We start from the raw sequence: 23501 nt of genomic DNA on the forward strand, positions 1-23501 counted from the left end.
ATCGGGCTTCCTGGAGGGGGAAAGGAATTTGGGGGGGGGGGGGGGGGGGGGGGGGGGGGGGTTTTTGGGTCCCCACCCAAACCCCCCCCCCACGACCCCCTAGACCCAAGCGACCGTGTGGCACCAAGAACCACCGGCGGCGTCCTGAAGGGCCCCTTCCCTACCTTCAGAGTAGGCAAGAGGCCCTTCACTACCCCGAGAAGCGCGGCAGCGGCTCGAGACCTCACTACGACAGGGCTTTGCCCAGCCGCCGCAATCCCTCGGCGATCGTCTCCGGCGCGTGGGTGGCGAACGACAGCCGCAACGCCGAGCGGTCCGGCTCCCCCACCTGGAACGCCGAGCCGGGCACGAAAGCGACGTCCTGCCGCAGCGCCTCGGGAAGCAGCCGGTCCGTGTCCGCGCCGCCGGGAAGGGTGACCCAGACGAACATCCCGCCGTCCGGGTCGGTCCACGTCGTCCCGGGCGGGGTGATCGCGGGCAGTTCGGCCAGCATCGCGTCACGGCGCACGCGGTACGTCGCGCACAGCTTCCGCACGTGCGCGTCGAGATCCGCGACGGCCAGATACTCGGCCGCGGCCGCTTGGTCGACGGTCGAGCTGTGCAGATCCGTCGCCTGCTTGAGGATCGTGACGCGGCGCAGCAGTTCCCTCGGCGCCCGGAACCAGCCCAGCCGCATCCCGGGCGCGATCACCTTCGAGAACGTGCCGAGATAGATCGTGCGCCCGGCGAGCTCGGGGCGGGCCGACAGCGGTTGCTCGCGTTCGCCGCGATAGCGCAGCTCGTGGTACGGATCGTCCTCGACGAGCCAGAACCCGTGACGCGCGATCACTTCCGCGAGCGCGCGGCGTCGCTCCGGACCGATCGTGCGCCCGGAGGGATTCGAGAACGTCGGGACGAGGTACAGCAGCGCCGGCCGTTCCCTGGCCGCGATCTCGTCCAGCGCGGCCGGATCGATCCCGTCCGCGTCGCCGGGAACGGGCACGACACGTGCCTCGGCGAGCTGGAAGCATTGCAGCGCCGACAGGTACACCGGTTCTTCCACCAGCACGGTGGCGCCGGGGTCGAGCAACGCGGTGCTCAGCAGTTGCAGGCCCTGCTGTGAACCCGTGGTGATCAGCAGATCGTCCACAGTGGTCGTGACCCCACGACCGGACAGCCGCTGCGCGAGCAGCTCGCGCAGCCGCGGATTCCCTTCGGTGGGCGAATACTGCAACGCGGACCTGTCGGCGAGTGCCCGGTCGAAGGCGGCGTGGAGGCCGTCCACATCGAACAGTTCCGGTGCGGGCATCCCACCGGCGAACGAGATCACGCCCGGGCGGGCGGTGAGCGCGAGCAGGTCGCGCACGGGAGAACTGGTGACGCCGTCCATACGACGGGCGAGGGGAAGAGACATGCAGGCTCCTCGGGAGAAACGAGCGGCTCCAGTGCAGCAGCCGGGGATCTTCCCGCGCGAGCAAGCAACTGCCGCCACGATAGCAGTTTCGCCTGCCCTAAGCTTGTGCTCGTGCCTCTCGTGGAAATCACCTACGCGCCCCATCTTCCCGAAGCCAAGCTGCGTGAGCTCGGCTCGGTTCTGCCGCATCTCGTGTCCGTCGCGGTGGAATGCCCCGAGGAGCCCTACGACGGCGACCTCCAGCCCGGCGACGTCGAACTGCGTTTCCGCGCACCGGGACCGTTCGACCGCTTCGGACTCGACCTCCTGGTGGAGGTCAGGTCGAAGTGGTTCCCGAGCCGGGCGGACAACCGCCAGGAGCGGGTGGACCTGCTGCGCACGAGCATCGAATCCGCGACCGGGATCGACGACGTCGGCGTGTACCTCTCACTGCCCGTCGCGGCTTGGTCGCAATCGGACTAGCCATCCCCGAACACGTGCCGCCGGACGAACGGGTTCCGGAACTTGCCGTCCGGGTCCAGTTCGCCGGCGAGCGCCCGGAAATCGGCCAGCTTCGGGTAATCCGCCGCGCGGTGGAAGAGTTTTCCCCAGTGCGGCCGGACGTCGAACGGTGCCAGCCGCTCCTCCATCACGGGCAGCAGCTCGCGGACCGCCTTCTCGTCCGGCAGCCACGTGAAGTGCAGCGCCAGCCGGCCTCCACCGTGGAACGGGCTGAGCCACAGGTCGTCCCCCGCGACCGTGCGGATCTCTGAGGTGAGCAGGACGGGCGCCAGCCGGTGCCCGAGTCCGCGCATCGCCTCCATTGCCGCGACGGCGTGCCGGACGGGCACGAAGTACTCGGTCTGGAGTTCGTTCCCGACGCTGGGCGTGAAGTCCAGGCGGAAATGCGGGATCCGTTCGTGCCACGGCCCGGTGACGCCGAGCTGACGCGTGCAGTTGTCCGCCGGGATGCCCGCCGCGTGGGCCGGATGCCGTGGCCCGTCCGCCGCCGTCGCGCCGAAGAAGTCCGCGCCCGGTTGCCCCGATCCTTTGACCCAGACCTGGTCGACCTCGTCGCGGGCCCAGTTCGTGAACAGGCTGACGCTGTAACCGGCGTCCTGGATCTCGTCGAAGTGCTCGTACACCGATTCCCAGGGAAGGCCGTCGAAGACGTCTTGCCGGAGATCGAACGACGGGACCAGCTCGAGGGTCAGCCGGGTCACCACACCCAGCGCGCCGAGGCCGACGACCACGCCGTCGTGCCGGGAGAAGGTCTTCAGCCCACCGTCGGCGGTCACCAGCTCCAAACCGGACACCGCCGACGCCAGGCTCTGGTTCCGCCGCCCGGAGCCGTGGGTCGCCGTCGCGACGGTGCCCGCCACCGTACAGTGCGGCAGCGAAGCGAGGTTGGCCAGCGCGAACCCGGCAGCGTGGACCTGGACGGCGATGTCGCCGTAGCGGGCCGCCGCGGGCACCGTGACCGTCGCCGAGTCCGCGTCGAGGACGGCGTCGCCGTCGAGCGCGGACAGATCGAGCAGGACGCCACCCGGACAGTCCGCGATGTCGTTGAAACAGTGCCCGCTGCCGAGAGCCCTGACCGCGGCCGCTCCGGCCACGACGTCCTGGATCTGATCGACGGTGCGCGGGCGGAAGATCCGTTCCGCGGTGAAGCTCTGATTTCCCGCCCAGTTCGTCTCTCGCACCAGGCCCAGCCTAGATTGCCGGAGTCGGCTTCACCCGGAGGAGGTTCGCACTGACAGGCTTTCCCGGCGAGATGGTGTCCATCGCGCTCTTGCTGGTCGTCCTGGCCTTCGCGGTGATCCGGCCACGCGGACTCCCGGAGGCGGTCGCGGCCGTCCCCGCCGCCGGGATCGTCCTGGCGGCCGGGGCGATCTCGTTCCCCGACGCCCTCGACGAAGTGACCAGGCTCGCCCCGGTCGTCGCCTTCCTCGCCGCGGTGCTCGTCCTGGCCAAATTGTGCGACGACGAAGGACTGTTCCAGGCGGCCGGGACACTCATGGCGCGGTTCAGCCGGGGACGGCCACAACGGCTGCTGCCGGCGGTGTTCGTCGTCGCCGCGGCGGTCACCGTGGTGCTCAGCCTGGACGCCACCGTCGTCCTGCTGACCCCGGTCGTGTTCGCCACCGCCGCGCGGATGGGCGCGCGGGCCAAACCGCACGCCTACGCCTGTACGCATCTGGCGAACTCGGCCTCGTTGCTGCTGCCGGTGTCCAATCTGACCAACCTGCTCGCCGTCGCCGCGACCGGGATCTCGTTCCTGCGGTTCACCGCGCTGATGACCTTGCCCTGGCTCGCGGCCGTGCTCACCGAATACGTGGTGTTCCGCCGGTTCTTCGCCGCCGACCTGGCGGCCCGGCCACGAGGGGGAAAAGCGGTCCCGGCCGGGAAAGTCCCGGCGTTCGTCCTCGTCGTGCTCGTCCTGACGCTGGCCGGGTTCGTGGTCGCGTCCCTGCTGGACGTCAGCCCCGCGTGGGCCGCGTTCGCCGGTGCCGCCGTCCTGGCCTGCCGTGCCCTCGCGCAGCGAAGGACGTCGCCCGCCGCGATCGTGCGATCGGCGAGCATCCCCTTCGTCGCTTTCGTGCTCGCGCTGGCGATCGTGGTCCGCGCCGTCGTCGACAACGGACTGGATGAGGCGCTCAGCCACCTGGTGCCGTCTTCCACCTCGTTCCCCGCCCTGCTCGGCGCCGCCGCGGTGGCGGCCGTCCTCGCCAACCTGATCAACAACCTGCCCGCCGTGCTCGTGCTGCTGCCGCTCGCCACCGCCGGCGGGACACCGGTGGTGCTGGCCGTGCTGATCGGGGTCAACCTCGGGCCGAACCTGACCTACGTCGGTTCGCTGGCGACGCTGTTGTGGCGGCGGATCTTGCACCGGCACGACACCCGCGCCGAGCTGGGCGAGTTCACCAGGCTCGGGCTGCTCACGGTCCCGGTGTCCATCGTGCTCGCCGTCGGCGGGCTGTGGCTCGGGCTCGTCTTGACTTCCACTCAGTGAGAGGATGGGCGCATGCCCGGGAACCTGTCGACCCCCGGTGCCAGCGTCACGTCGCGGGCGTTCGCGCTGCTCGGCGCCTTCGACGTCGACCATCGTGAGCTGTCGCTGACCGAACTCTCGCAGCGGGCCGGCCTGCCGCTGCCCACCGCCCACCGGCTCGCCCGCGAACTCGTCGGGCTGGGTGCGCTGGAGCGGCGCGAGGACCGGTACGCGGTCGGGAGACGGCTGTGGGACCTCGGGCTGCTCGCGCCCGTCCAGTTCGAACTGCGGCAGGTCGCCGCCCCCTTCCTCCAGGATCTCTACGGCGCGACCGGCGCCACCGTCCACCTCGGCGAACGTGACGGCGACCAGGTGCTCTACCTCGACCGGCTCTCCGGGAACGCGTCCGTGCCGGTGGTCAGCCGGATCGGCGGACGGCTGCCGCTGCACGCCACCGGGATCGGGAAGGTCCTGCTGGCCTGGGCACCGGAGGAGGTTCAACGGCAAGTGCTCGCTTCGCTGACCCGCGTCACGCCGTACACCGTCACGCAGCCCGGCCGCCTGCGCGAGCAGTTGCGGCGGGTCCGGCGAGAGGGCTACGCGCAGACCGTCGAGGAGATGAGCCGGGGCGCGTGCTCGGTCGCCGTCCCGATCCGGCCGTCGGGTGGCGACGTCGTCGCGGCGCTCGGCCTGGTCGTCCCGGATCTGAGCCGCGGCCGGGCCCGGCTGATCTCCGCACTCCAGGTCGCGGCCGCCGGAATCGGCCGGAGCCTGCGGGTTTCACTGAGTGGAAGCGACCGCTAGCGGTTCCGCGGCCGCGCGATCAGACTCCGGTCATGCGTACCCCAGTCGCCATCGTCGGCGCCGGCCCGGCCGGACTGCTCTTGTCGCATCTGCTCGATCTCGCAGGGGTCGAGTCGGTGATCGTGGAGACCCGCTCGCGCGAGTACGTCGAAGCGCGGATCCGGGCGGGCATCCTCGAACAGTCCACAGTGGACCTCCTTCGTGAGACAGGACTCGGCGACCGGCTCGATCGCGAAGGCGACGAGCACCGCGGTATCCATCTGCAATGGCCCGAGGAACGGCATCACCTCGACTTCGTGGACCTGGTGGGCCGAAGCGTCACCGTGTACGGCCAGACCGAGGTGACGAAGGACCTCGGCAAGGCGCGTGCGACTGCCGGGCAGCAGATCCACTACGAAGTCACCGGCACCGCCGTGCACGACATCGAGACCGAGCGGCCCTACGTCACTTTCACCGACGCGGACGGCACACAGCAGCGGCTGGACGCCGACGTCGTCGTCGGCTGCGACGGCTCCTTCGGCCCCTGCCGCACCGCGATCCCCGACGCCGTGAAGCAGACTTGGGAACGCACCTACCCGTACTCGTGGCTCGGCGTGCTCGCCGACGTCGCCCCTTCGACCGACGAGCTCATCTACGCGTGGCATCCCGACGGTTTCGCCATGCATTCGATGCGCTCGGCCAGCGTCAGCAGGCTCTACCTGCAGGTGCCCAACGGCACCGACATCGGCGCCTGGTCCGACGACCGGATCTGGGAAGCGCTCGCGACCAGGCTCGGTCACGGCCAGAACGGCTGGACGCTCACGCCGGGGCCGATCACGGACAAGAGCGTGCTGCCCATGCGCAGTTTCGTGCAGCAACCCATGCGGCACGGCCGCCTGTTCCTCGCCGGTGACGCCGCCCATATCGTGCCGCCCACCGGCGCGAAGGGCCTCAACCTCGCCGTCGCCGACGTCGCCCTCCTCGCCCCCGCGCTGGCCGCTTTGGTACGGGACAAGGACTCCGCTCTCGCCGACGCGTACTCCGACACCGCGCTGCGCCGGGTCTGGCGGTGTACGCACTTCTCGTGGTGGATGACGACGATGCTGCACCAGTCCGGCGACCCGTTCGATCGGCAGTTACAGCTTTCGCAGTTGCAGTGGCTGGCGCGGAGCGAGGCGGGCCGGGCGGGCCTGGCGGAGAACTACGCGGGACTGCCCATCGGGTTCTGAAGATCGGTGACCGCTGACGGTCGTCGGCGCGTACCTGACGCACCGGCGGTCCCATCGGGGACCGGCGGCAGGGCGTTGTGATTTCCCGAAACCCGCCACGCGGACGGCGGCTCACCGCATACGATCTCCGCGGCGTCGCCGGCCCCCGATCTCCGGCGGAGACCTGAGGAAGGCAGACATGTCACCCTTTGCGTTCGCGAGCATCGAGACCATCCCACTGGTGTTGCAACTCGCGGTGGGCCTGCTCGGTCTGATCGTCTCGGTCAAAGGACGCGCCCGGGGAGTCTCCGGCCTGATGGTGGCCGCCTTCACGGTCATGCTCGTCACGACGGTGATGAGCATCGTGTGGCAGTTCGTGGCGCTGAACGTGCCGGACTGGAGCGAGTCCGGCAACCTGTCCGTCGATGACATCCGCTCGATCTACCTGGTGATCGGCCTGCTGTTCGACTCCGCCTCACTGCTGTCCTGGCTGCTGGTCGCGGTCGCGGTCGTCAAGAGCGGCCGGTCGTCCCGGCAGCAGCCGGGCTTCGTCCCGCCGGTCCATTACCCGATGGCCGCCCAGCCGGGATACCCGGCCGCACAGCCCGGTTACGCCCAGCCAGGTCAGCCGGACCAGACACCGCCGAACCCGCCTGCTCAGCAGCCGCCGAGCTAGCGCGAGGCGACGTGAAGCCTCAGCAGGTCCTCGACTCCCTCGCGGAAGGTTTCACAGATCGGTTCGGGATCGGACAGGCAGCCGGTGGCCATCGCGCCGTCCCGAAGCAGCACGAAGCGCCGGGTCGCCGTCGGGCGAACCGCAGTGGCGCCTGGACGCCGTCCCGGCGCGGCCCGCGAGCGCCGCGGTGGCGCGCACCAAGTCGGCAAGGCGGGCTTTGCCTGGCCACGAGCTCATCGAAATAGGCGATGGCCCGGACCGTCGGCGTCCACCTCGGACAGCCGCAAGAGCAGACCCTTCATCGCTCCAGGTCAGGCCAGCCTCGCCGCAGGAAGACGAAAGCGGCGTCCAGCGCCGCGGCCGGATCAGCCTCGACTCCGGCCAGATCCGGCACCTCCAGGACATAACGCGCCAGCAACCGCACTGAGAAGTCGTCCTGACCCGATTCCTCGGCGATGACCTTCGTCAGCGCGTTCTCGCAACCCGTCCACAGCGCCCTGGCGTAGGCACGCAGCGCCGGGGTGGCGATCACCAGGTCCGCGACACGGCGCGACAGCGGGTCCGGATCCGGATGGAACGGGCCGCGGGTCGCGAGGAAGTCCCGCAACGCCTCGAGGATCGAGGTGCCCTCGGCCCGATCACGCACCGCGGCGGCCAAGGCCGCTTCGCGTTCATGGCCGTCTCCGAGGATCAGCGCCTCCTTGCCACCAGGGAAGTGCGCGAAGAGCGTCGACACCGCCGTGTCCGCCGCGTCCGCGATCTCGGCGACGGTGACGTTGTCGAAGCCCCGTTCCAGGAACAGCTCTCGGGCCGCCCTCGACAGGGCTTGGCGTGTCGCCGCCTTCTTGCGTTCACGCCTGCCCGGCTCGGTCCGTTCCACGCGACCACCTTATATCGAAGTCACTCCGAAATCGTAATGAGTGTATCTTCGGAGTGGATTCGACTTTGAGGAGCCTGTCATGGGTCACTGGGACGTCCACCATTTGCCGCGCGCCGACGGCAAGACCTTCCTGGTCACCGGCGGCAACGCGGGGATCGGCTACTTCGTCGCCGAACAGCTCGCCGGATCCGGCGCGACCGTGTTCCTCGGCAGCCGGAACGCCGCCAAGGCCGATGCCGCGATGACCTCGATCCGCACGCGGGTTCCGGACGCGAGACTCGGGCACCTGCGGCTCGACCTTTCCGACCTCTCGTCCATCGAGTCCTCTGTGGACACTCTGGGGACCGAACGGCTGGACGCCGTCGTCTGCAACGCGGGTGTGCTCCTGGAGGACCAGCCGAGGCAAGAGACCGCCGATGGCCTCGAACTGACCTTCGCCACCAACCATCTCGGGCATTTCGTGCTGGTGCACCGGCTGATGCCCCTGCTCGAAGCGGCGGAGTCCGGTCGCATCGTCACCACGGGCAGTTTCGTGGGCAAGTCGGCGGAACTCGACCTGGACGATCTTCAGAGCAAACGCGACTACCAGCCCAAACGCACTTATGCGCGCTCGAAGCTGGCCCAGATGCTGTTCGCCTTCGAACTCGACAGGCGGCTGCGCGCAGCAGGCAGCACGGTACTGAGTGTCGTCGACCATCCCGGTGGCGCGCTCGATTCCCTGACCCCGCCGCGGCCGGTGCACGCGGCACCGGCCGGGCGGAAGTTCCCGGCCGGGCTTCTGTTGCAGGGCAAGGAAGCCGGAGCCTGGCCCGCTGTCCGCGCTGTCCTCGATCCCGCCGTGCGCGGCGGCGAGATGTTCGGCCCCCGGCTGTTCGGCCTGCGCGGCGAACCCCGCCGGGAACCGGTCCGCGGGAAACTCGCCGACACCGCGCTCGCCGCCCGGTTGTGGGCGGCGAGCGCGGAACTCACCCGGTGACGTCGGTCGAGTCCGGTGTGGACCGGCCACGGGACCGCAGGCCCAGCAGCAGGTCGATCACCAGGAACGCCAGCAGGCTGATCCCGAACAGCGGCACGAACCAGCCGATCGCGGCCGCGAGGACGAGAAGACCCACCACCAAGGCGAGCGGCGCCTTGCGCCACTGACCGCGCGGGATGGGCCGCCCGAAGGTCAGCCCGGTGGCGCGGGTCGGCCGACGCCGCCACCACATGCGGTAGCCGAGCACGACCAGCGTGACCAGACCGGCGCCGAGCAGGAGCAGCACGAGCTGGTTGGGCCAGCCGAACAGCACGCCCATATGCGCGTCGATCCCCCAGCGGGCGAGCTTGGCCATCAGCGGGTAGTCGGCGAACCGCACCTCGCCCAGGATCTGCCCGGTGGTCCCGTCGACCGCGACGGCGTCGACCTGCGTCGGCCAGCCGCGCTCGACTTCCGCCACCTGCCACGGAGCGCCGGGTTCCGCGGGCAGCCCGATCTCCACCGACGGCGCGTCGACCCCGGCGGCACGGGCCGACGCGAGCATCGCGTCCACGCTCTCGGGTTTCGCGGCGGGCGCTTCACCGTGACCCGAGTGCCCGGCGTGGCCGGCGTGCTCGCCGGCGCCGGCCACCTTCAACGCCGGGGTGGCCCAGCCGAGGGATTCACGCAGCGCCGAGACGTTCTCGCCCGCGTACGCCGACCACGTCAGCCCTGTCGCGGAAAGGAACAGCGCGCCGAGCAGCACCCACAGGCCGACAGATCCGTGACGGCGCACCGACTTCCCGCGCGCGGATTCGCTCTTCTCGTTCCGGCGGGCGCGGCGGCGGCTCACCCACAGCACGAGACCGCCCAGCGCGACCACCCACAGCCAGGACGCGGCCAGTTCGCTGTAGAGCCGTCCTGGCTCACCGAGAAGCAGGTTGCGGTGCAACTGGTCGAGCGTGGTCCGGAACGGCAAGGCGCCGCTCGAGCCGTACGCGACGAGATCCCCGCGCACCTGCGCGGTGGCGGGGTCGACGAAGATCGCGCGTCGTTCGGACTCGCCGAGCCCGTCCTCGGCGAAGAGCACGCGGGTGGTGTCGCCCGGTTCGGGAGCGGGCCGGATGGCGACCAGGTCACCGCCGGGGTTCGCGGCTTGTGCCGCTTTGACCTGGTCGGAGAGTGAGACCTGGTTCAGCCCGACGGGTGCCCGGAGCTGATCGGCGTAGATCCAGGACTCCATCTGCGGAGTCGCCGCGTACAGAACGCCGGTGAGCGCGGCGATGAGGACGAACGGGCCGACGAGAACGCCGGCGTAGAAGTGGAGACGGAGGAACAGTCCGCGCCAGCCGGACGCGCGCGGCGGGCTCGTGGTCGATTCGATTCGCGTTGCCATGGGGGACTCCTGAGGCGTCGGTGGGGAGGCGTGCGCCTGCGCCGCGCGCCGGTGTGGTCACGGCACGCGTGCTGAGCCCTGCCGCGACAGGGGTCTCGGCAGGGTTTCGGGGATCAGGCGAACGTCACCGGCGGGCCGCGCCGGGAAAGCACGTCTCGCAGGAGCGCCTCGGTCGCGGGGAACTTCACCACGAGCGGGACGTGGATCCGCAGCGGCGCCGTCGCCAGCCGCGGTGTCAGACGGCGTGGAAGGACCGAAGCGATCAACGCCGTGAGCGCGAACAGGACGCGCTCGGCGCCCGCGAGCACCATCGCCACCACAAGGGTCGCCGCGGCGTGCCCGGCCGCCATGGCCAGGCCGTTGCCGGGGCCCTCGGCGTGGTGGGCGTGCGACTGCCAGGTCAGGAAGGTCAGGCAGGCGTGCATCGCCAGTTGCCCGCCCGCCACCAGGCCGAGGATGGCGAGCGGACCGCGACGGCGTCCCGCGAACGCGTACGCCACCCAGCTCAGCAGGACGACGAGCAGCACGACCACGCCGAGGTCGGGGACGCGTCCGCTGGTCCCGGCGTGCGCACCGGTCGCCAAAGTGCCGGTCAGGACCCCCACGGCCCCGCCGCGGAGGCGCCTGGCCGGGCCTCGGTCCGAGGTCGGCGTGCGCACGGGAGGCAGAGTAGAGCGCGAAAGGGCCTGCTGTCTCTCCTTGCTATCGTCACCCCGGTGTTCCGCAGCCTGTCGTTCCTCCGGCTCTGGACCGGGAACACCGCCTCCGGGCTGGCGACCTGGGCCCTGCCGTTCATCCTCGGACTCGCGGTGCTGGAACGGTCGCTTTCGGCTGTGGACCTCGGCATCGTGCTCGCCGCGCGGACCGCGGGATTCCTCGTGGCCGTACCGGTGGCGGGCGTACTGGCCGACCGGTACTCACGGCGCGGGGTCGTGCTCTGGGCCGGTTTCGTCGCGGGTGCCGCCACTCCCCTGATCGCGGTCGGTATGGGCCGATCGGTCGTGGTGATGGCCGTCGCGGCCGCCGTCGTCGGCATCGGGCAGGGCGCGTGCCGCCCGGCGTTCCAGGCGCTGACCGCCGAAGTGATCGCCGAAGACCGGCGCCAGCAGGCCAACGCCGCGATGACGCTCGCCGTCCGGGTCACGACCCTGGTCGCCCCCGGGCTCACCGCCTTGCTCTCGCAGTTCGCCTCTACGTCGGCCCTGGTGATCGGGACCGGAGTGCTGTGGCTGGGCGCGGCGATGATCCCGCCGCGAGGCACTTTCGCGCCCGCCCCGGCCACGACCAGGATCCGCTTCTTCGGCGAGTTCGCCGACGGTCTCCGCGAAGCTCGCCGTCATCCGTGGTTCCTGGCCGGGCTCGGCGCGCTGACCGCCGTGATCGCGACCGGCTATTCCGCCACCGGCGTCGTACTGCCGTTGGTCAGCCGCGACCGCTACGACACCGAAGCCGTCCTGGCCGCCGGGCTCACCGCGTACACCGTCGGCGCCCTCGCGGGCGCCGTCGTCATCGCGCGCTGGCGACCGAAACGGCAGGGCCGGGCGGCGCTGCTCGGGCTCGGCTGCTACGGCTTCGCGCCACTGAGCCTGCTGTTCCCGGTGCACCCGGCCTTCGTCATCGCCGCCTACGCGGTCGCCGGGCTGGGCATCGAACTGTTCAACGTCCCGTGGTTCACCGCGACCCAGCGGGAGGTCGAGCCGGGGAAGCTCGCGCGCGTGTCCTCTTTGGACTTCCTGTTCTCCTATGGACTGGCGCCCGCCGGGCTCGCGCTCATCGCCCCCGCGATCGACCGGTTCGGGGCGGAGCCGGTGCTGGCGGCGTGCGCGGTCGTCTGCTTCGCCGCGCCCGCGGCCGCCGCCCTCGTGCCTTCCTCGCGTGACTTTCGGGCAACCGCACCGATCAAGAGTGTCTAGTTTTTGCGCTCGCTTGCGGTAATGTTGCAACCATGACGCGTCGTCTTGCCGAAGTCGCCCGCAAGGTCGGGGTCAGTGAAGCCACGGTCAGCCGGGTGCTCAACGGCCGGTCCGGGGTCTCCGCCAGCACCCGGGCCGCCGTCCTCACCGCGCTGGACGTGATGGGCTACGAACGACCGACCCAGCTGCGCGGAGATCGTGCCCGACTGGTCGGACTGGTCCTTCCCGAACTCCAGAACCCCATCTTCCCCGCGCTGGCCGAGATCATGGGCAACGCACTCGCCCAGCAGGGCTTCACCCCGGTGCTGTGCACCCGCACCGCGGGCGGCGTCTCCGAAGCCGAGTACGTCGAACTGCTGCTGCAACAGCAGGTTTCCGGTGTCGTGTTCGCCGGCGGGCTCTACGCCCAGGCCGACGCGGTGCACTCCCACTACCACCATCTCGCCGAGCGCCGCCTGCCGACGGTGCTGATCAACGCCGCCGTCGACCACCTCGGACTGCCGCAGATCTCGTGCGACGACGCGGTCGCCGTCGAGCAGGTCGTCGGCCACCTGAGCTCACTCGGGCACGAGAAGATCGGTCTCGTCCTCGGCCCGAACGACCACGTGCCGTCGCGGCGCAAACTCGAGGCGTTCCGCGCCTACGCGGCGAAACTCGGGCTCCCGGTCCTGGACGAACTCGTCGAACACGGCATGTTCTCCATCGAGGGCGGGCACGCCGCCGCGGCCAGGCTGTACCCGCGCGGCGCGACGGCCGTCCTGTGCGCGAGCGATCTCCTGGCACTGGGCGCGATCCGCGCGGCCCGGCGGCAGGGCCTGTCGGTTCCCGAAGACGTCTCGGTGGTCGGCTACGACGATTCGGCCCTGATGAACTGCACCGATCCGCCGCTGACCACGACCCGCCAGCCGATCGAGGCGATGGGCCGCGCCGTGGTGGAACTGCTGGTCAAGCGCATAAACGGCGGCGAGGTCGCGGCCGAGGAACTGCTGTTCGCCCCCGAACTCGTCGTCCGGGGCTCCACCGCCCGCCGTATCTAGCCTCTCTCCCGGAACACGTGTGCCTGGAGCCGGATCACGCGTGCTTGAGGGCGGATGTGAGAGTTCCGCCTTCAGGCACGCGAGTTCCGGCTCCAAGCACGCGTGTTCGGTGAAGTACATGAAGGCCCCCTTCCCTCGACTCAGCCAAGGGGAAGGGGGCCTTCACGCGCTTGGGGCACTCGGCGACGAGGGATGTCGGAAAGTTGCAAGTTCTCATCCAGTTATTGCGTAGATCCGGGGCTTCACTTTAGAGTGACCGCAATCACGTGACAGCCGTCGCGATCCCGAGATGAGGCTTGAAGATGAGCAGCACTTGGTCCCCCACCGTGCGCCGCCGGATGTTCTGCCTGCTCCTCGCGGGCGGACTCATCCTGGGGGTGGCCGCCTGCGGTTCCGGTTCCGGTGAAAGCACCGGGGGCAAGGTCAAGATCACCGTGACCGGCCAGCCCCCGACCAGCCAGCCGTTCGAGCGCGGCGTGTTCGACGCCGACGTCAAGGAGTTCGAGGAGACCCACCCGGACATCGACATCGAGCCCCACGAAGGGTTCATGGATCCGAAGACGTTCTCCGCCAAGCTCGCCGGCGGGCAGCTCGAAGACGTCTACTACGTCTACTTCACCGACCCGGCGCAGATCATCACGCGCCGCCAGGCCGCCGACATCACCGAAGCGGCCAAGGGCCTGAAGAACTTCGGCGACATCAAACCGGAATTACTGGACAACTTCCGGGACGCCGACGGCAAGCTCTACGGCCTGCCGACGATGAACTACAGCATGGGCCTGGTCTACAGCCGCCCGCTGTTCCAGAAAGCAGGGCTGGACCCGAACAAACCGCCGCAGACCTGGGACGAAGTCCGCGACGCCGCGAAGAAGATCGCCGCGCTGGGCAACGGCACGGTCGGGTACGCCGACTACAGCAAGAACAACCAGGGCGGCTGGCATCTGACCGCCTGGCTCTACTCGATGGGCAGCGAGGTCGCCCGCAAGGACGGCGACAAATGGGTCGCCGCGTTCGACAACGACAAGGCCAAGGCCGCCCTGAACCAGCTGCGCGCCATGCGGTGGGACGACGACACCATGGGCAGCAAGCAGCTCCTCGAAGCACAGGACGTCCAGCGCATGATGGGCGCGGGCCAGCTCGGCATGTACATGGCCGCACCGGACAACGTCCCGGTGCTGGTCAAGCAGTTCAACGGCAAGTACGAGGACTACGGCGTCGCCGGGATGCCGGGCGGGCAGGGCACGCTGCTCGGCGGCGAGGGCTACATGATCAACCCCAAGGCCTCGCCGGAGAAGATCAAGGCAGGTCTGGAATGGGTCCGCTGGAAGTACCTCAACCCGGAGCGCTTCGAGAAGCACGTCCAGCAGTACGTCGACGGCAAACAGCCGGTGGGGCTGCCCGCCGAGCCGACCCCGGACGTCTGGCAGGGCGCGGTCCGCGACCAGCAGCTCGCGATTAAAGCCAAGCACGCCAACGTTCCCGCCGAGAACTACCAGTCCTATGTGGACGCCGGTTCGCGGATCAAGGGCAGTATCGAACCGCCGAACGCGCAGCAGGTCTACGCCATTCTCGACAGCGTGATGCAGGCGGTGCTCACCGATCGGAACGCGAACATCGATCAGCAGCTGTCGTCGGCCGTGTCGAAGGTCAACAGTGTCCTCGCCCAGGTCAAGTAGCGTTCTCGACTGGCCCGCGACAGCGTCGTCGCGGGCCGGTCGCCCGGTGGCTTCGGCCGCCGAACGCCGCCGGAACCGGTCGCGCCGCAAGCTCAAGGAGAATCTCACCGCGTACGGCCTGTTGTGCGCCGCGCTCGTGGTGTTCGCCCTGTTCTCCTGGTACCCGATCGTGCGCGGGGTCCTGCTGAGCTTCCAGCAGGTCGACTTCGTCAACCCGCCGACGTGGGTCGGCTTCGACAACTTCACCCGCCTGTTCGAAGACCCGCTGTTCGGCATCGCCTGGCGTAACACGCTGTTGTTCACCGTGCTCGCCCTGGTCTTCGGGTTCGTGGTGCCGTTCGTGACCGCGGTGCTGCTCAACGAACTGCGGCACGCCAAGGCGTTCTTCCGGCTCGCGGTCTACCTGCCGGTGATGCTGCCGCCGGTGGTCACCGCCCTGATGTGGAAGTGGTTCTACGACCCGGGCGCCGGCCTGTTCAACTCCGCACTCGGCGCCGTGGGCCTGCCCGGCGGCCAGTGGCTCGACTCGAGCGACACGTCGATGCTGTCGCTGGTGTTCGTGTCGACGTGGGCGAACATGGGCAGCACCACGCTGATCTACCTCGCCGCGCTCGGCACCATCCCTGGTGAGCTCTACGAAGCCGCGGAGCTGGACGGCGCCGGGCTGTGGAAACGCCTGATCCATGTCACGCTGCCGCAGACCCGGTTCGTGTTGCTGGTGCTCCTGTTGCTGCAGGTCGTCGCGACCATGCAGGTGTTCACCGAGCCGTACGTGATGACCGGCGGCGGACCGGACGACTCGACCGTCACCGTGCTCCTGCTGCTGTACCGCTACGCCTTCGTCTACAACGACTTCGGCTCGGCGAGCGCGTTGAGCCTGCTCCTGTTCGTCGCGCTCGGGGTGTTCTCCGCGTTGTACGTGCGCCTGACCCGGAAGGCGGATCAGTCATGAGGACGCTCGTCTCCCCCAGCACGCTCCGCAGTCCCGGCGGCAAGATCGGGTACGCCGTGATCTTCGGCTGCACCCTGCTCCTGTTCGTCATCGCGTTCCTGTTCCCGCTGTACTGGGCGGTGACCGGCGCGATGAAGTCACCGCAAGAACTGGCGCAGACGCCGGCGACGTTCATCCCGGACGAGTGGCATCCGGAGACCTTCGCCGACGCGTGGGACCAGCTGAGTCTCGGCAAGTACTTCCTCAACACCGTCATCGTCGCGGGCGGCGCCTGGCTGGCCCAGCTGGCGATCGACGTCCCCGCGGCGTTCGCGTTGTCGAAGCTGCGGCCGAAGTTCGGCAACGTCGTGCTCGGGCTGATGCTCGTGACGTTGATGCTGCCGGCGGCGGCGCTGCTGGTGCCCACCTACGTGACGATCACCGACCTGCCGCTGCTGAACGTCAACCTGATCAACTCGCCGGCGGCGGTCTGGCTTCCCGCCGCCGCCAACGCGTTCAACATCTACCTGCTGAAACGGTTCTTCGACCAGATCCCGGACGAGCTGATCGAGGCCGCGCGCCTCGACGGCGCGGGACCGGTGCGCACGCTGTGGCGCATCATCCTGCCGATCTCCCGGCCGATCCTGGCCGTGGTCTCGATCCTCGCGGTGGTGGCCGCGTGGAAGGACTTCATCTGGCCGCTGCTGGTGTTCCCGGACACCGAAAAGCAGACGCTGTCGGTGATGCTGCAGCGGGTGGCCATCGACATGCCGCTGAACGTGCTCGTCGCGGGCATGGTGCTGGCCAGTCTGCCGATGGTGGCGCTGTTCCTGGCGTTCCAGCGGCATATTCTCGCCGGGCTCACCGCCGGCAGCCTCAAGGGCTGAATTCTTCGCCGCATTCGGGGTATCCACGTACGACTGAGGAGGGCATTTCCGTGACCGCATTGGGGCAGTCCGCCGGATGGTGGCGGAGCGCGGCGATCTACCAGGTCTACATCCGCAGTTTCGCCGACGGGAACGGCGACGGCGTCGGCGATCTCGCCGGCGTCCGCGCGCGGCTGGACTACCTGGCCGAGCTGGGGATCGACGCGATCTGGTTCACCCCGTGGTACCCGTCGCCGATGGACGACGGCGGCTACGACGTCGCCGACTTCCGGGAGATCGACCCGCTCTTCGGCACGCTCGCCGAAGCGGAGGACCTGATCGCCGCGGCCCACGCCAAGGGGATCCGCGTGATCATCGACATCGTGCCGAACCACTGCTCCGACGAGCACCGCTGGTTCAAGGAGGCACTCGCGGCGGAGCCGGGATCACCGGAGCGGCAACGGTTCTGGTTCCGGCCGGGTCGCGGGCCGGACGGCTCCGAGCCGCCGAACAACTGGAAGTCGCGCTTCGGCGGCTCCGCGTGGACACGGGTCCCGGACGGCGAGTGGTACCTGCACCTGTACAGCTCACGCCAGCCGGACTTCAACTGGGACAACCAGGACATCCGCGCCGATTTCGAGGACGTGCTGCGGTTCTGGTTCGACCGCGGCGTCGACGGTTTCCGCATCGACGTCGCCGACGGGCTGGTGAAGGACCCGCGGCTGCCCGACGTCGATCCCGGCGACGAGACGCCGTTCTCCGATCAGGAGGGGCTGCACGAGATCTACCGGTCGTGGCGCAAGATCGCCGACAGCTACCCCGGCGACCGGGTGATGGTCGGTGAGATGTGGCTGCCGGACATGTCGCGGGCCGCGCGGTACCTCCGCCGCGACGAGCTGCACGCGGCGTTCAACTTCGATTTCCTGGTGTGCCCGTGGGATTCCGCGCGTTTCCGGGACGTCATCGAGCGGACGCTGGCGGCACACGAGGAGGTCGGCGCGCCCGCGGCCTGGGTGCTGTCGAACCACGACGTCACCCGGCACGTCACCCGGTACGGCCGCCAAGGTGACACCGGCTTCGCGTTCGCCGACCGGCTGCACGGCACCCCGGTGGACCGAGAACTCGGGACCAGGCGGGCGCGGGCGGCCGCGTTGCTGACCATGGCGCTGCCCGGTGGTCTGTACGTCTACCAAGGAGAGGAGCTCGGGCTATGGGAGATCGAGGACATCCCGGACGCACTGCGTCAGGATCCGGTGTGGGCCCGCACTGACGGCGCCGATCCGGGCCGTGACGGCTGCCGTGTCCCGCTCCCCTGGTCCGGTGACGCGCCGCCGTTCGGTTTCGGCACCGGTGGGACGTGGCTGCCCCAGCCCGGGGAATGGCGCTCCAGTACGGCGGAGGCGCAGGCGGCCGAACCCGGGTCGATGCTCCGGCTCTACCGCGCCGGTTTGCGCTTGCGGAACGAACTTCCCGCGCTGGGCCCCGGCAATCTGGAGTGGCTGGCGCTGGGCGACGGCGTGCTCGCGTTCACCCGGGAGCCGGGCTTCACGTTCGTGCTGAACTTCTCGGACAGGCCTGTGGCGTTGCCGCCGCACCGCGAAGTGCTCATGGCCAGTGGCCCCGTCGAGGGTGAACTCCCGACGGACACGGCGGTGTGGCTGCTCACCTGATCAACGACCGGTCGTGACCCGGCTGATCCGGCCGCGCATCCGTGCGCGGCCCGCCGGGTCACGCCATCGGAGGTGCCTGTCGAGCACCTCGCGGAGCACACCGCCGAGGACGAGGCCGTGGGTGGTGGTCTCGACGCAGGGGTGGTCGCGGAGCCAGTCGAACAGCTCCGACGACCGTCCTCCCGGCAGCACGGACCGGAGTAGGTCTTCGGTGGTGTGGTCCGCTTGCGCGCACACGTACAACGCCCACCGATGTGCCTCCGTCGGCGGATCACCGGCCAGCTGCGCGTAAACCGTGTCCACCACGAAGCGCTCCGCGTCGGGCCGCGGTGACCTGCTGATCTCGGCGGCCAGCGAAAGCGCGAACGGGTTGCCCGCCGCGAAGTCCACAATGGACTTCCGGAGCGCGGGCGCGACACCGCGTGCTTCGAGTAGCGCCACGGACTCGGCCTCGCTCAACGCTTCGAGTTTCCGGATCCGGAGCCTTCCCGCCCACGCCGGATCGACCAGCAGCCTGGCGTCCGGCCCGGCCCTGCCCGCGATCACGACCGTGGCGCCGTCGGGCAGGCGGCGCAGGACGCCCGCCGGATCGTCGAGCCCGTCGAACAGCCGCACGGGCTTGCCCATGGCCGCCGCGTCGTCGGCGAACGTCCGCAGCAAGGTCGATTTCCCGATGCCGGGCGGTCCGGTGAGGAACAGAACCTCGGCACCGTCGGCCGGGTCCCTCGCGAGCAGCCGCCGGAATTCCGCGCGTTCGCGCTCGCGTCCGGCGAACAGCGGTGCCGGGTCACGACGCGTGGGCACCGGATCGTCCTCGGCCCGAAGCACCTTCTCGTGCAACGCCCGCAGTTTCGGCCCCGGCCGAACCCCGAGTTCTTCGTCGAACAGCTCGTGGATCGAGCGGTAGAGTTCGAGCGCCTCGGCCCGGCGCCCGCCGCGATGAAGGGCGAGAAGATAGATCTCATACAGCGGTTCCTCGAGGCGGTTCCGCTCGATCAGCACGGGTACCTCGGCCATCACCTCGTCGTGTTCCCCGAGTTCGAGGCGCAGCCGGAGCAGTTCCTGGGTCGCGGTCAGTTTCAGTCGCTCCAGGCGCGCACGTTCCTGTTCGGCCGCTTCGCCGGGGACGCCGGCCAGCGCCGTTCCGGTCCAGAGACCGAGCGCGCGTTCCAGCAGCTTCGCCGCCGTGTCCACGTTGTGCGCCTGTCGCGCACTCTCGATCAGCCCGGCGAATTCGACGGCGTCCACCTCGAAACGATCCGGGTCCAGCCGGTAACCGCCGGACCGCGAGACGATCGCCGAGCCCAAGCCCTGCAAGGAGAGCAGCCGCCGGAGTCGGGAGATGTAGGTGCGGATGACGGCCTCACCGGTGGCAGGCGCCCGCTCGCCCCAGAGCCCGTCGATCAGCTCACCGGTCCGGACGAAACTGCCCGCGTTGGCCAGCAACAGCATCAAGACCGCCTGCTGCTGCGGCGAGCCGAGGTCGAGCCGGGTGCCACCGCTGGTGAAGCCGGGCGGGCCGAGCACGGTGAAGCGGTACCGGACTTCCTGCGGCAGGCTGGACATGAGCGGAAAGTAGGCGAGCGCGCGCGACGGCCGCGAGCGTCGGACGACGTCATCGGCGTACGTCGTCCACCCATGACGTACAGCAATGACGTCATCCGACGGGCGCCGCCGTCAGGTCGGGCTTCCTACGGTTTCGGCATGTCTGAAACCACGTACACCGCCGTCGCCACTTCGACCGCGGAAGGCCGCAACGGCGGCCGGGCGACCTCCGCCGACGGCATGCTCGACGTCGGCCTCGCCGTCCCCAAGGCCTTCGGCGGCTCCGGCGACGGCACGAACCCCGAGCAGCTGTTCGCCGCGGGCTGGGCGTCGTGCTTCGTGGGCGCCGTCCGCCGCGTCGCGGGCGTCAAGAAGGTCAAGCTGGAGGACCTCGCCGTCGTCGCCGAAGTGACGCTGCATCACGACACCGAAGCGGGTGAGTTCCACCTGAGCGCCGCGCTGCACCTGGAGGCCACCGGCATCGACCAGGCCACCGCCGACGAGCTGGTCCAGGGCGCGCACCAGGTGTGCCCTTACTCCAAGGCGACGCGGGGGAACGTGGAAGTGACGTTGGACGCGACGGTCGCGTGAGCCCTCTGGCTCGTGAGTGGCAAGGACGGTTCTAACCGTCCTTGCCACTCACGAGGGAACTGGACCAGCCTTAACGTGCCGTTGCCGGCGTTCTGGTGTCCGTGAAGGCCTCCTTCCCTACCTTCAGAGTAGGCAAGGAGGCCTTCACGGACCTGCGACCAACTGCCACCACATCCAGTAGGTACCTAAGACACCCTTGGCACTAACCGTCCTTGCCACTCACGAGCCCCAACGCACCCTTGAGCTCCGCCCGGGACTTCACCCCAAGCTTGGGGAAGATCCGGTGCAGGTGCGTGCCGACCGTCCGGTGCGACAGGTAGAGGCGCTGCCCGATCTCCCGGTTCGTCAGGCCCTCCGCGGCCAGCTGCACGATGCTCAGCTCGTGCGGGGTCAGTTTCTCCCGCGCGTCGGGACCACGGTTGGGGCTGGACTCCCCGGCGCTGCGGAGTTCACGACGCGCGCGTTCGGCCCACGCGGTCATGCCGAGCGCGTCGAACGTCTCCCGCGCTGTGCGCAGGTGCGCCCGTGAGTCCACGGCGCGCCGCTGCCGCCGTAGCCATTCGCCGTAGGCCAGGTGCAGCCGACCGCGTTCGGCGGGCCAGCCGTCCAGCTCCGCCCGCAGTGCGGTCCCGAACAGTTCGTCGCTCGGTTCGAGCACGGCGCGGGCGAAGCGCAAGCCGACGTGCAACGCGGGTGCCGGGGTGACCAGTGCGAGCTGTTCCATCTCCGCGACGATCTCGCGCAGGGCCTCGACCTGACCCGCCCGGATCGCGACCTCGGTGAGTTCCGCGACGAAGTAGACGCGCAGCGCCAGTTGGAAGGCGGGATCGGCGGGGTCGAACAGGCGCCGCAGATCGGCGAAAGCGTCGTCGAAGCGGCCCTCGCTCGACGCGGTGATCCCTCTGGCGAGCTGCACGGTCGCCAGCACCGGACGGGCACCGGCGGCGAGCGCGGTCCGCTCGGCCTCGTCGGCAAGGGCCTTGGCCTGTTTGTGTTCACCCCGCAGCGCGGCGATCTCGGCCTGTACGGCGGTGGCGAGGCCGTACATGAACGGTTGCCCTGTCTCCTTGGCGAATTTGGCCGCTTCCGCCGCGGCCGGCACGGCCGCGGCGAGGTCGCCGAGCCGGACCCGGCTCCACGCCTGGACCGCCAGCGCTCGCGGCAGCAGGCCTAGCCTGCCCTGTGCCCGCAGCCCCGGCGCCGCGGCCGCCGAGAACCGGGCCGCCAGATCGACCGCGCCGACCTGTAGCGACGCGCTGCCGAGAAAACGGTCGACCTCGGGATCGGCACCGGTGACGGCGGCGAGTTCGCGCAGCTCGGCGAGCACCGATCCGGCCCGGTCGAACGGCGCCACGTAGGCGGCGACGGCGACCAGGCGCGGGTCCGAGTTCTCGACCGGGAGGCGGTCCGCGACGGCCAGCAGCGTTCGCCGCGTGTCTTCACCGGGTTCGGCCCAGAAACAGCGCATCGCGGCACCCCACAGGACACGCATCGCCGGATCCGGCTGTCCGTCCTCCGCGACCGATTCGGCCAGCCGCGCCAGTTCCGCGATCCGCGACAGGTCCTCGCGGACACCGTCCTCGAACCCGCTGAGCAACCAGCTCGCCGTCGCTCGTTGCCGTGGCGTGAGTTCTCCCGCGCGGGCGTCCCGGACGAGCCGTTCCGCCGTCTCGCGACCGCCGGAGTCGACGGCCAGCTCGGCAGCGCGCAGCAACCTGTCCGCCCGCCGTTCCGGATCGCCGCTCACCAGCGCCGCTTGCTCCAGCGCCGCGACGGCGGCCGTCGCTCCGCCGCGGTGCCGGGCGCGATCGGCGGCGTGCTCCAGCTCCCGGGCCACGTCCTCGTCGGCGCCGGTCGCGGCGGCCGCCCGATGCCAAGCGCTGCGATCCGGCCGCCCGCGGAAGACGTCGGCGAGGCTCAGGTGCGCGCGGCGCAGTTCCTCGAACGGCACCGAAGCCGGGATCGCCGAGCGCATCAGCGGATGCCGGAACGAGACCGCCCGCGCTTCGAGGTCGATCAACCGGGCATCGGCGGCCGGTGCCAGTGCCGACGGCTCGACGTCCTCACCCAGCAACGCGCCTGCCGCCGCGAGTGTCTCGGCGAGCGAGCCGGTCTCGTTGAGCGCGGCGACCAGCGAAGTCGTCCGGGCCGGTTCCGGCAGCGCGGTGAACCGGTCCCCGAACGTCCGCTCGAGCCGTTCGGTCAGCGGCAGCACGGGCCCGGGCGCCTCGGTCACGGCCGACGGCAACTCGGTCAGGGCCAGCGGATTCCCGGCGGCTTCGGCGAGCACCCTGGACCGGACCGGCGAGGAGAGTCCGGGAGCGACGGAGTCGAGCAACTCGGCCGCCACGTCGCCGGGAAGGCGCTCCAGGTCCATTGAGGACAGTCCCGCGTCGCGCAGCGGCGACGGCTCCCCGTCCCGGACGGTCGCGATCAGCACGATCGGCTCCGTCTCGATCCGCCTGGCGACGAACGCGAGCGCGTCGGCGCTCTCGCGGTCCATCCAGTGGACGTCCTCGGCGACGATCAGCAACGGCTTGGCCGCCGCTTCGTCCGAAAGCAGCGTCAACGCGGCGAGCCCGACCAGGTACGCGTTGGGCTCGCCCGCTTCGGCGAGCCCCAGCGCCGCCCAGAGCGCGGAACGCTGCGGCGCGGGCAGGGTGTCGGCACCGGCCCGGATCGGATGGAGCAGCTGGTGCAGGGCGGCGTACGCGTAGTTCCGTTCGGCCTCGACGCCGGTCGTGCGCAACACCCGCAGGCCCCCGACCGTCGCGGCGGCCACCGCCTCCGCCACGACGGCGGACTTGCCGATACCCGGTTCGCCCTGGACGAGGACACCACCGCAACCCGCGGCGGGCCCGTCGACGAGCTCAGCCAGGTCCTTCAGCTCGGCTTCCCGTCCGAAAAGCGGCATGGTGCGGCATTCCTCCCCTCGGCCGTGGGCGGCCGCCCGTCCGACGATACCCAAACGGTCCGGTTAGGACTCCCCGGCGGCGTCCACAGGATGTAG

General features: G+C 70.1%; 20 protein-coding genes. 13 read left to right on the forward strand and 7 right to left on the reverse strand.

Going from position 1 to position 23501, the window contains the following annotated elements; all coding sequences use genetic code 11:
- Window positions 1–226 precede the first annotated feature (226 nt).
- Complete coding sequence (locus AC0685_RS37790; RefSeq protein ID WP_478229873.1) at window positions 227–1393, reverse strand: aminotransferase-like domain-containing protein; 1167 nt, start codon at window positions 1391–1393, stop codon at window positions 227–229.
- A 111-nt stretch (window positions 1394–1504) separates the two neighbouring features.
- Between AC0685_RS37790 and AC0685_RS37795 the strand changes: the two genes are divergently transcribed.
- Window positions 1505–1855 (forward strand): hypothetical protein, encoded by a 351-nt coding sequence (locus tag AC0685_RS37795; protein ID WP_410647831.1) that lies wholly within the window; start codon window positions 1505–1507, stop codon window positions 1853–1855.
- Here AC0685_RS37795 and AC0685_RS37800 read toward each other — a convergent pair.
- Entirely contained in the window at window positions 1852–3075 is a 1224-nt protein-coding gene (locus tag AC0685_RS37800; protein WP_478229874.1) for an FAD-binding protein, read from the reverse strand. The genes AC0685_RS37795 and AC0685_RS37800 overlap by 4 nt on opposite strands.
- A 71-nt stretch (window positions 3076–3146) precedes the next feature.
- Between AC0685_RS37800 and AC0685_RS37805 the strand changes: the two genes are divergently transcribed.
- The 4 genes from AC0685_RS37805 (at window position 3147) to AC0685_RS37820 (ending at window position 7031) form a co-directional block, all read left to right on the forward strand.
- Window positions 3147–4385 (forward strand): ArsB/NhaD family transporter, encoded by a 1239-nt coding sequence (locus AC0685_RS37805; protein WP_478229875.1) that lies wholly within the window; start codon window positions 3147–3149, stop codon window positions 4383–4385.
- A gap of 12 nt (window positions 4386–4397) precedes the next feature.
- Entirely contained in the window at window positions 4398–5168 is a 771-nt protein-coding gene (locus tag AC0685_RS37810; RefSeq protein WP_478229876.1) for an IclR family transcriptional regulator, read from the forward strand.
- A 32-nt stretch (window positions 5169–5200) separates the two neighbouring features.
- Window positions 5201–6376 carry a 4-hydroxybenzoate 3-monooxygenase gene (locus AC0685_RS37815; RefSeq protein ID WP_478229877.1) on the forward strand — a complete coding sequence of 392 codons (1176 nt, stop codon included), beginning with the start codon at window positions 5201–5203 and terminating at the stop codon, window positions 6374–6376.
- 178 nt (window positions 6377–6554) lie between these two features.
- Window positions 6555–7031 carry a hypothetical protein gene (locus tag AC0685_RS37820; RefSeq protein ID WP_478229878.1) on the forward strand — a complete coding sequence of 159 codons (477 nt, stop codon included), beginning with the start codon at window positions 6555–6557 and terminating at the stop codon, window positions 7029–7031.
- Between the two features lie 298 nt (window positions 7032–7329).
- Here AC0685_RS37820 and AC0685_RS37825 read toward each other — a convergent pair whose 3' ends face one another.
- Window positions 7330–7911 carry a TetR/AcrR family transcriptional regulator gene (locus AC0685_RS37825; protein WP_478229879.1) on the reverse strand — a complete coding sequence of 194 codons (582 nt, stop codon included), beginning with the start codon at window positions 7909–7911 and terminating at the stop codon, window positions 7330–7332.
- A gap of 79 nt (window positions 7912–7990) precedes the next feature.
- Here AC0685_RS37825 and AC0685_RS37830 point away from each other — a divergent pair, with 79 nt between their 5' ends.
- Window positions 7991–8887 (forward strand): SDR family NAD(P)-dependent oxidoreductase, encoded by an 897-nt coding sequence (locus AC0685_RS37830; protein ID WP_478229880.1) that lies wholly within the window; start codon window positions 7991–7993, stop codon window positions 8885–8887.
- On the opposite strand, the gene AC0685_RS37835 is transcribed toward AC0685_RS37830, so the two are convergent.
- Entirely contained in the window at window positions 8877–10262 is a 1386-nt protein-coding gene (locus AC0685_RS37835; protein WP_478229881.1) for a PepSY-associated TM helix domain-containing protein, read from the reverse strand. The two genes, AC0685_RS37830 and AC0685_RS37835, sit on opposite strands and share 11 nt — an antisense overlap.
- Before the next feature lie 113 nt (window positions 10263–10375).
- Entirely contained in the window at window positions 10376–10921 is a 546-nt protein-coding gene (locus AC0685_RS37840) for a hypothetical protein (RefSeq protein ID WP_478229882.1), read from the reverse strand.
- Window positions 10922–10978: 57 nt separating this feature from the next.
- Here AC0685_RS37840 and AC0685_RS37845 point away from each other — a divergent pair, with 57 nt between their 5' ends.
- The 6 genes from AC0685_RS37845 to AC0685_RS37870 all read left to right on the forward strand — a co-directional run bounded on the left by AC0685_RS37845 (window position 10979) and on the right by AC0685_RS37870 (window position 18355).
- Window positions 10979–12175: an MFS transporter gene (locus AC0685_RS37845; RefSeq protein ID WP_478229883.1), complete on the forward strand. Its 1197-nt coding sequence runs from the start codon at window positions 10979–10981 to the stop codon at window positions 12173–12175.
- Window positions 12176–12207: 32 nt separating this feature from the next.
- Window positions 12208–13212 (forward strand): LacI family DNA-binding transcriptional regulator, encoded by a 1005-nt coding sequence (locus AC0685_RS37850; RefSeq protein ID WP_340682345.1) that lies wholly within the window; start codon window positions 12208–12210, stop codon window positions 13210–13212.
- A 302-nt stretch (window positions 13213–13514) separates the two neighbouring features.
- The gene (locus AC0685_RS37855) at window positions 13515–14888 is read left to right on the forward strand and encodes an ABC transporter substrate-binding protein (protein WP_478229884.1); all 1374 of its coding nucleotides are present in this window, start codon (window positions 13515–13517) and stop codon (window positions 14886–14888) included.
- Window positions 14866–15840 (forward strand): carbohydrate ABC transporter permease, encoded by a 975-nt coding sequence (locus tag AC0685_RS37860; RefSeq protein ID WP_478229885.1) that lies wholly within the window; start codon window positions 14866–14868, stop codon window positions 15838–15840. Before AC0685_RS37855 ends, AC0685_RS37860 begins: the two co-directional genes overlap by 23 nt.
- Window positions 15837–16706 (forward strand): carbohydrate ABC transporter permease, encoded by an 870-nt coding sequence (locus AC0685_RS37865; RefSeq protein WP_478229886.1) that lies wholly within the window; start codon window positions 15837–15839, stop codon window positions 16704–16706. Before AC0685_RS37860 ends, AC0685_RS37865 begins: the two co-directional genes overlap by 4 nt.
- A gap of 50 nt (window positions 16707–16756) precedes the next feature.
- The gene (locus AC0685_RS37870) at window positions 16757–18355 is read left to right on the forward strand and encodes a glycoside hydrolase family 13 protein (RefSeq protein ID WP_478229887.1); all 1599 of its coding nucleotides are present in this window, start codon (window positions 16757–16759) and stop codon (window positions 18353–18355) included.
- On the opposite strand, the gene AC0685_RS37875 is transcribed toward AC0685_RS37870, so the two are convergent.
- Window positions 18356–19921: a BTAD domain-containing putative transcriptional regulator gene (locus tag AC0685_RS37875; protein WP_478229888.1), complete on the reverse strand. Its 1566-nt coding sequence runs from the start codon at window positions 19919–19921 to the stop codon at window positions 18356–18358.
- 138 nt (window positions 19922–20059) lie between these two features.
- Here AC0685_RS37875 and AC0685_RS37880 point away from each other — a divergent pair, with 138 nt between their 5' ends.
- A complete protein-coding gene (locus AC0685_RS37880) occupies window positions 20060–20491 on the forward strand; it encodes an organic hydroperoxide resistance protein (protein WP_478229889.1) in 432 nt (143 codons plus the stop codon).
- 202 nt (window positions 20492–20693) lie between these two features.
- On the opposite strand, the gene AC0685_RS37885 is transcribed toward AC0685_RS37880, so the two are convergent.
- Window positions 20694–23405, reverse strand: coding sequence for a helix-turn-helix transcriptional regulator (locus AC0685_RS37885; RefSeq protein WP_478229890.1), 2712 nt, complete (start codon window positions 23403–23405; stop codon window positions 20694–20696).
- Between the last annotated feature and the right edge of the window lie 96 nt (window positions 23406–23501).

Source organism: Amycolatopsis sp. NPDC043889 (genome assembly GCF_056435645.1).

Bases quoted from the DNA above. Each gene is read 5' to 3' on its own strand.
- AC0685_RS37790 (WP_478229873.1), bottom strand. From the start codon at position 1,393: ATGTCTCTTCCCCTCGCCCGTCGTATGGACGGCGTCACCAGTTCTCCC.
- AC0685_RS37805 (WP_478229875.1), top strand. From the start codon at position 3,147: ATGGTGTCCATCGCGCTCTTGCTGGTCGTCCTGGCCTTCGCGGTGATC.
- AC0685_RS37810 (WP_478229876.1), top strand. From the start codon at position 4,398: ATGCCCGGGAACCTGTCGACCCCCGGTGCCAGCGTCACGTCGCGGGCG.
- AC0685_RS37815 (WP_478229877.1), top strand. From the start codon at position 5,201: ATGCGTACCCCAGTCGCCATCGTCGGCGCCGGCCCGGCCGGACTGCTC.
- AC0685_RS37820 (WP_478229878.1), top strand. From the start codon at position 6,555: ATGTCACCCTTTGCGTTCGCGAGCATCGAGACCATCCCACTGGTGTTG.
- AC0685_RS37830 (WP_478229880.1), top strand. From the start codon at position 7,991: ATGGGTCACTGGGACGTCCACCATTTGCCGCGCGCCGACGGCAAGACC.
- AC0685_RS37835 (WP_478229881.1), bottom strand. From the start codon at position 10,262: ATGGCAACGCGAATCGAATCGACCACGAGCCCGCCGCGCGCGTCCGGC.
- AC0685_RS37850 (WP_340682345.1), top strand. From the start codon at position 12,208: ATGACGCGTCGTCTTGCCGAAGTCGCCCGCAAGGTCGGGGTCAGTGAA.
- AC0685_RS37855 (WP_478229884.1), top strand. From the start codon at position 13,515: ATGAGCAGCACTTGGTCCCCCACCGTGCGCCGCCGGATGTTCTGCCTG.
- AC0685_RS37865 (WP_478229886.1), top strand. From the start codon at position 15,837: ATGAGGACGCTCGTCTCCCCCAGCACGCTCCGCAGTCCCGGCGGCAAG.
- AC0685_RS37875 (WP_478229888.1), bottom strand. From the start codon at position 19,921: ATGTCCAGCCTGCCGCAGGAAGTCCGGTACCGCTTCACCGTGCTCGGC.
- AC0685_RS37880 (WP_478229889.1), top strand. From the start codon at position 20,060: ATGTCTGAAACCACGTACACCGCCGTCGCCACTTCGACCGCGGAAGGC.
- AC0685_RS37885 (WP_478229890.1), bottom strand. From the start codon at position 23,405: ATGCCGCTTTTCGGACGGGAAGCCGAGCTGAAGGACCTGGCTGAGCTC.